7 protein-coding genes and 1 pseudogene are annotated in these 7,427 nt (G+C 34.4%); 1 reads left to right on the forward strand and 7 read right to left on the reverse strand.

What is annotated here, in order from left to right:
• Positions 1-139: 139 nt before the first annotated feature.
• From T260_RS123530 to T260_RS123510, 5 genes are all read right to left on the reverse strand, one after another.
• Entirely contained in the window at positions 140-1,579 is a 1,440-nt protein-coding gene (locus T260_RS123530) for a tyrosine-type recombinase/integrase (protein WP_023634496.1), read from the reverse strand.
• Between the two features lie 181 nt (positions 1,580-1,760).
• Positions 1,761-2,573 (reverse strand): hypothetical protein, encoded by an 813-nt coding sequence (locus tag T260_RS123525; protein ID WP_023634497.1) that lies wholly within the window; start codon positions 2,571-2,573, stop codon positions 1,761-1,763.
• A 200-nt stretch (positions 2,574-2,773) separates the two neighbouring features.
• A complete protein-coding gene (locus tag T260_RS123520) occupies positions 2,774-3,049 on the reverse strand; it encodes a hypothetical protein (RefSeq protein WP_023634498.1) in 276 nt (91 codons plus the stop codon).
• Positions 3,050-3,116: 67 nt separating this feature from the next.
• Entirely contained in the window at positions 3,117-3,650 is a 534-nt protein-coding gene (locus tag T260_RS123515) for an LAGLIDADG family homing endonuclease (protein ID WP_023634499.1), read from the reverse strand.
• The gene (locus T260_RS123510) at positions 3,625-4,044 is read right to left on the reverse strand and encodes a hypothetical protein (RefSeq protein WP_023634500.1); all 420 of its coding nucleotides are present in this window, start codon (positions 4,042-4,044) and stop codon (positions 3,625-3,627) included. Before T260_RS123510 ends, T260_RS123515 begins: the two co-directional genes overlap by 26 nt.
• A 185-nt stretch (positions 4,045-4,229) precedes the next feature.
• Between T260_RS123510 and T260_RS123505 the strand changes: the two genes are divergently transcribed.
• Positions 4,230-4,457 carry a helix-turn-helix domain-containing protein gene (locus T260_RS123505; RefSeq protein WP_255212300.1) on the forward strand — a complete coding sequence of 76 codons (228 nt, stop codon included), beginning with the start codon at positions 4,230-4,232 and terminating at the stop codon, positions 4,455-4,457.
• A gap of 176 nt (positions 4,458-4,633) precedes the next feature.
• On the opposite strand, the gene T260_RS1000000138355 is transcribed toward T260_RS123505, so the two are convergent.
• The gene (locus tag T260_RS1000000138355) at positions 4,634-6,163 is read right to left on the reverse strand and encodes a restriction endonuclease subunit S (RefSeq protein WP_023634502.1); all 1,530 of its coding nucleotides are present in this window, start codon (positions 6,161-6,163) and stop codon (positions 4,634-4,636) included.
• A pseudogene (locus T260_RS123500) lies at positions 6,160-7,284 on the reverse strand (HsdM family class I SAM-dependent methyltransferase); the annotation flags it as partial. The pseudogene T260_RS123500 and the gene T260_RS1000000138355, both read right to left, overlap by 4 nt.
• Between the last annotated feature and the right edge of the window lie 143 nt (positions 7,285-7,427).

Genomic DNA, 7,427 nt, shown 5'->3' on the forward strand with positions numbered 1-7,427 from the left:
CGAAACAAGTTTTTGCATCAAATTCGGGAGTGTGGTATGCTTGTTCATAGAGAGCACCTCCTGGGTTTGTTTGTGTCGCTACTCACATTCTACAGGAAAGGTGCTCTTTTTTCTATACCCTTTGGATTTTATTGGATAATCAACACGCCTGAAGGTAAAATGAAATAGAACGATCCGATCTGTGACGGGCAAGAACACGCAGAGTGTTTGGAGTACACAGATAAGATAATTTTGTAATATAAATGTGTCTTAATAAGTGGACTCCACCCTCAGCCTCCATATCAGAAATCAATTTATACAGCTTGAAATTCTGATAAAGCTTTGATTTAAATTGATTAGGTTTCTTTGAAAATACATATCCTTGTTTGCCTCTTTTTAAATTCTTTAACAAAGGTAACACCAATTCTGGTATAGGAAGTATTTCTGATTGTTTATTTTTCCCCTTAATCGATATGGTTTTATTTCCAATATTTATATCTCTCCATTTTAGATTTGCGACTTCATTTAGACGCAAACCTAGGAACAACATTAGTGAATAAGCGGTTTTCTCGATTAATGGGGCTTCGGAATACATGGAAACGGCATTAAAAAACATTTGTAGTTGTTTATTTGAAGGGATTTGGCGATATACGAATTCTTTTGCCTCGATATTGGTTAAATCTTTTGTTATATCATCTTTAAGAAACCCGAGCTGATAAACGTATAAAAAGAACTCTTTCACATAAATAAAATGCGTTCTAGCACCGTTTGGAGTACAATTTTCCCTTCTGATCTCAGCTTCTAAAAATAGCTTGTACTCTGTTAAATGTTCCTTTTTGAACATATAAACATTAATCGTATTAGGACTATACTCCTGGAACTCCTTTAGGGTATTACAGCACCATTCAAAAAATCGTCTTATCTGTGAACGGTAATTAACTATACTCGACTCAGATGTTCCTTTTTTTGATTTGTATTCACAGTGATTTTCAACAACCGGATGAAAGAATGGTTGCCGTTTAGCTTTCTTTACCTGATTTTCTATCTTATCAAACGGTGAAACATAATTATAAAAATTTATCAAATAATATCGTTTTACAGAATCGCCTAATTGTGACAACATCTCCATGACCAGTTGTTTAGCAGCCAAATCCGTTCTTTTCAGTAAATGCTGTTTAATGCCGCTTTTTTGACTACATTTCCCGACAAAGCTTTTTACCACTTCAAAGACCGATAAAAATGTAAACGGATCTAATGTCATTTTTTTATCAAGGTATTTTACCGCAACGTTTGGGAAGTTTTCTTGCAAAACGAATTTATTCCATAAAACTGTATTTATTGCGGAACGTCCTTTATACTCCACTTTCTCTTGCAGGTTAAGAGCAAGGGAATTGCCCAATGAATTAAGCACCTCCACATAGTATCTTTGATAATTAGTATGTCCCTGTTTTTTAGGTTTTATAATTAAGTCCGAAAAATTCTTCGTAGAAATATCATTCCACGAAAAATTTTTCTTGTTTATTTCTAAATTTTTTAAGTTATCTACATCCCAAATATCCCATACATTGGAAATCGGGTCTTTTGGTGTGTTTTTCCCCACATCTGCCACCCCGTTTTTTGTTAAGTTTTCTTCGTGTATTATAGTGACACAGATTAGAGAGGAATTGAAAAATGACAATTATGGTGAAGACGGTCGAAGAAATAAAAAAAGCGCTATAAAGCGCTTTATAAGCAAAATAGGTAATTTATGACATGAACAATTGGTTCACTAGCTAGGAAAGTCATTTCTTTTTTAATATTTCTCGCTCTATAAGATTTTTTATCATAATCGCAACCTCTGCTTTAGTAACATTCGGATTGTCTTTTTCTAGTGCATCGATAAAAACTCTTAAAGCACTTTTAATATCAAGTGCATCATCATCATTTTTTTCAATTAGTTCCCATAATCTTCGAAAGGCTCGGATATTAGAAATCCCTTTTTTATGAATTGGACCCAATATTTCATCCCGATGTATTCCAAACTTTTTCTCTAATATTAATATATCCTGTGCATGAATATTTCCTCTGCCTTGTAATACTAAGTATACACCTCTTGGGTTAACTATTTTGTTACCACTTTCGTCTGTGACTGTATAATCCCATTCTTTTGCTATTTTATGTATTAGTTCCGTCTTGTTTCTTTTCTCTATTGCTTTATTTAAATTTTCAATAATTGTGTCTTTCCATATTTTTTCAGGATGTTTTTTAAGGGTCATGATTTGTTCATTATTATCGCGTGTGTTACTTTTACTTTCATTATCATCTCTTTTGCTATTTTGAATTTTTACACTGGGTGACTGGGAAATAACAAAGGCATTATTCTTTGGTTCTTCTATCAAACGGCTTATTCTTGTTGCATGGTTAGGATCATCTCTGTTTGTTGTCAAAATTTCGTTAACTCGAATAACGATGATATTTTGTCTGTTTATTTCATTAATTAAAAGGTTATAGTTTTCAATTGTCATTTCTAGATAAATCTTTTGTACACCATGATTTTCAATTTCTTTTTCGATTTCCGGGCTATGTACTTGTATAAGTTTGTATTTGTTTTCCATTCTCATCTTCTCCCTTATCATTTTCTCCCTATATTCTTTTAACAATTTTTGTTATTTTTATTCATGTTATAAACCATATAAGGTGAGAAAATTAAATATTTATAAGGGATCCGTTGTGAAGCGGCGCCTAAAATATAGGTAATTTTTGGAAAGTGATAATCGACAAAAATGGAGCGGTGATTTACCGCTCCAATCATGTTTTATTTATTTAACATATAAACCGTTGGCTTTGACAGTTTTACGACCGGATGTGCGTTTACTATTACAGCAATCCGTTGTGTAAAGACAAAATTCTTAATATCTTTTAATACATCAGCATTTATTTCCTTATAATCAACGTCAATTTTCAGTTCTACTTTAGTCTCAAAGTCAGTTAATGCTAACCAATGAATTTCATCGTTTTCAAATTTTGTTTTTCCCACTAATTTATAAAAGTCGCAGCAATGTTTAAAGACAACATAAACTTCATGATTCAAATTAAAACCTCCTCATTCGTATTTATTCTGGTGATTAAGGGTATAATTCTGAAGTCGAATTACCTTCCTAAAATGATATCTTTTTTCTATTCTTGTGTCCCCCGTTGTTCATGTGTTTCCGTATCTCGTATATTCGGCGTATTCCATCGATCGTTTTTCCTTCACCGCTTAACAGTTTGTAACAAATGATTTTGAACAATAAAAAGTCATGCTGTTTTATATTCTGAAGCGGATATTTATCAAAAAATGGAATGATTACTTCGACTATTTCATCCAGCTTTCTGACTAAAAAAGTTGCTGTATCGCGGAATTTGACCACTTTTCCACATCTAAGATAATCACGAATCTGCTCAAGAATTTTATAATCATCTTTTTTTAAGGAAATTTTAAAGCAGGGCATAACTTGGTAGCCGGTATAGTGTGTCTTGCTTTCTGTGATACATACGATAAATGAGCCTTCCCCCATTGTAAATCCTGTAACTATCCCAGAAAAAATTGGGTTGGTATTGGGGATTCGCTCTTTTATATCACCGCCTCGTTCCCATTTATTTTTATATCTCACTCTTTCTTGATTTTTATACTTCTTCAGTGCTTGCCGCAAAGATATCATTCCTTTCTTTAGTTGCTCTGTAATACCAGATGTAGTGGATACCGACATATGGTTCTGTTTCATAAAACAAAAAATAACGATTATCCAAAACCCTTTTTTTGTAATATTTTTCAAAATAATGACGCATAAATTCGAGATCCTCATCCAAGTCATCAAATAAAGTAAAATCTTTAATAGGAATGGGAAACGGATTTATATCCGAGCTTTTATAAGGAGATAACGCATAATAAATGTTAAATGGTGTAGAGCTAGTTAATTCAAATACATTTTCTTCAAAAAACAGAATGCCGGACTTCTTACAATGGTACAGCCATTTCTTTATTTGCTGAATATTTTTAGATCTAAATGCTCTACAGCGTATAAGATCGTTTATTGTTATTTTCATGTCATACCTCCTCGTGTTAATTATCCGGAGAGATATTCTGTATATTCACTCTAATCTGATTATGTATGCTAAAATATAAGTATCCGATCTACAGGAGTGTTTATGGGTACATTATGTAGTATTGATAAATTTTCAGATATTATTCACTGTTTGGTGAAAAAAATGAGAAAATTATTTCGGGGGGGGTGGGCTTTTTGTCTTTTGGATCAAACGTAAGATACTTTAGGATACAAAAAAAAATGACACTTCAAGAATTATCAAAAAAACTTGGCGTGTCAGTGAATTATTTAAGTAAGTTGGAACAGGATAGCGCGAAAATCAAACCGGATTTTTTACCGAAGCTTTGTGCGGCATTGGAAATTGATTTGAGTGAACTGTATAGAGAGGATTTGCCGGATATAGAAAAATTATAGAGGTTATTTAACAAAATTACATATAAGATTCTCAGCTATGGCTATGCAAGTATGCCCGTGAAACTAAACAAGGAGAAGAAAAAAGCTTTGGAAGAAGTGTCGGAAATTATTAAAAACACGCATAAAGGAGCGGTGTAGCGACCGCTCCTTTTTAACATAAAGGCATCAACAACTATTTATTTTACTTTTTCTTGTAATACTTCTTTTAACAATTCAATTGCACTTTCTTCTGTTGGATCATTAGTGCCAAGTTCTCCGCAAAAGGCTTTGGAAAGAATGGATTGTTTTAATTTCTCTAATTCCTTTTCGTAAATTGATATGCTTGCTAATGCCTTATTCTCTTTCTCAAGCAAATTGTCTAGTCTCTCAACAATCTGTTCTTGCTCTTCTCGACTAGGAATCGGCATAACTAAATTTCTACATTGACTTACAGATATGTTACTTTGTCCTACTACTCCTCTTGTTTCATTAATTATATCTTTTAAAGTTTCGTCATATTGTAGACAATAATAAATATACTTTGGTAGCACAGATTCTACCGGACGAAATCTAACAATGGCTTGGTTTATATTCCATTCGGAATATTGATCTGGAATAATGGCAACTTTCTTTAAAGGTGGACCAACTATATTCATGATAACATCGTTAGGATATAATATCGATTTCTTTAACTTTCCCTCATGTACCTCACGCGGAATGAATTGAGGTTTATATTCGAAATCTATCTTATTGTTCACTATGTTATAAACTTTTAAAAATGGAATCTCCCCATTCTCACTTATATGCGCTGTTGGTGTACTTCCACAATTAATGTTATAGCAAAACATATTAGCTTTTAAGTAAAGCCAATTACGTTCATTTTGGTATTGCTTAAAATTAAAATTTTCAAACATACTCTGCACTTCATTTAGCTCTTTTTTACTTTCTACGATCGCTAATCTTTGTTCCTTTATTACATTAAATAACTGCTCAGGTGATGGTAAATGGTTTTGTTGCTCTCTCCACTTCTTCGTCAATTCTCCACGAAACGCTTTATCCAAAATCGCCGCACGGCGAAGTTCAAATGTTTCCTTTGCTTCTTCAATTAACTGCTTTGCTTCATCAATTTTGGCAAAAAGCCGCTCTACTTTCTCAGCGATACGCTTTTGTTCGTTTAATGGTGGCAGAGGGAAAGGTAAGTTATCCAAATGTTCTTTTTTTATATTGTTTATATTACTACCCTTTGCCAAGTTAGAAATTAGTCTCCTATAGTTCGAGGTCTGATAAAATAAACCAAAATAGCTACTATTTATTTTTTTATTAGGACGAATAGTGGTTAAGAAAGCACCAAAACTTTCTCCAACAAACTCATCGGACACTGAAGCAGCCTTACCAATAACTTTGCTACTTCCTGTTGAAGATACAATTACAACATCACCTTTTTGCAGTTTTTGTTCTTCTTTTACTAACTCTTTTGAAACATACACATTGTCATCTTGGTTTAAAATAGTACCATCTTGAATGTTTCCGCCTCTTAAAATTAAACAATTATTCACATCTTTTAGAGCTTCAGCCTGATTTTTTTTATAAGATACACCTCTTATAGTTTCAGACAAAGCACCTGCATTACTCCACACCCAATTCTCCGGCACTTCATATGGTTGTTCTTCTTCTGGCACTAATGCCTCTTCCAATAATTCCTCGATGGTCTTTTGTTTCTTACTCATTTTGAGACCACCTCGTCTTCTTCTACCGCTTTTAACTCGTCTACAACTTCATTTAACAACGCAATAGCTTGCTCTAATTTAGCAATTGCTTCTTCTGCTGAATCAATTGGATCTGGTAAGTTTTCGTATACGGAAAGGGATTCATCTGCAATCAAACCAATATCCAGACTGTCGCCTTTTTTCGCAATTTCTTCGCGTGTAAACACATTCCAGCGCTCATCTTTTACTTTACGGCGATCTTCCGCTGTGTAGGCTTTAATGAATCCTTCAAAATGTTCTTCTGTTAACGGATTGCGTTTGCCAAATGACGGCATGTTTGTGCGCAAGTCGTATACCCACACTTCTTTTGTATTACCTTTGTCTGTCTTTCCTCTTGTGAAGAACAAAACGTTTGTTTTTACGCCTTGTGCATAGAATATGCCTGTTGGTAAACGTAAAATAGTGTGAAGATTGCATTTGTCCATTAAGTCGCGACGAATTTGGGCACCAACACCGCTTTCAAACAAGACATTATCCGGCACGACAACAGCGGCGCGGGCATTCCCGTCAGCCTTTAATGCGTTATAAATTAATTGCAAAAAGTTTAACTGTTTATTTGATGTTTCATACGTTAGGTCATCACGAGTTGCACGTTCTCCGCCTTTTTTCGTTCCAAAAGGTGGATTCGTTAAGATAACGTCAAAGTTTTTTAGCCATTTTCCGTTGTTTGATAAAGAATCCCCGTGTTCGATACGACCTTCAATACCATGAAGTAGGGCATTCATCAAAGCTAAACGGTGTGTATCTTTGACAAGTTCCATACCTGAAAACGCTTCTTTTCGCTGGAACTCTGCTTGCTGCGGGTCTAAATCAAAATAGTCGTCTGTTTTGCTTTTTAAATATCGATCAGCAGCAATCATAAAACCAAATGTACCTGCTGCAGGGTCGTTACATCTTTCTCCTACTTTCGGATCGATGAGCTTGACTATGACGTTAATTAATGGACGTGGAGTAAAGTATTGACCTGCGCCGGATTTTTTCTCACTCGCATTCTTTTCAAGCAATCCTTCGTATAAATCGCCAAGCCCTTCTTTTTCAGCGCTGTACCAATCAAGAGCGTCAATCGACTTAATAATTTTTTCGGGTCTTCACCATTTTCTGTGATTTCCACTCAACCCCAGAAATATGTTAGCTGGATGAAATCGGTTCATCAGTCAGGATCCTTCTTCCGCATACAGACCACGAAGTTGGTAGAATGGAAACAGTCAAGTGCTTTCCTTGACGG

The organism is Geobacillus thermopakistaniensis, from assembly GCF_000498995.1.
GTDB lineage: Bacteria > Bacillota > Bacilli > Bacillales > Anoxybacillaceae > Geobacillus > Geobacillus thermoleovorans.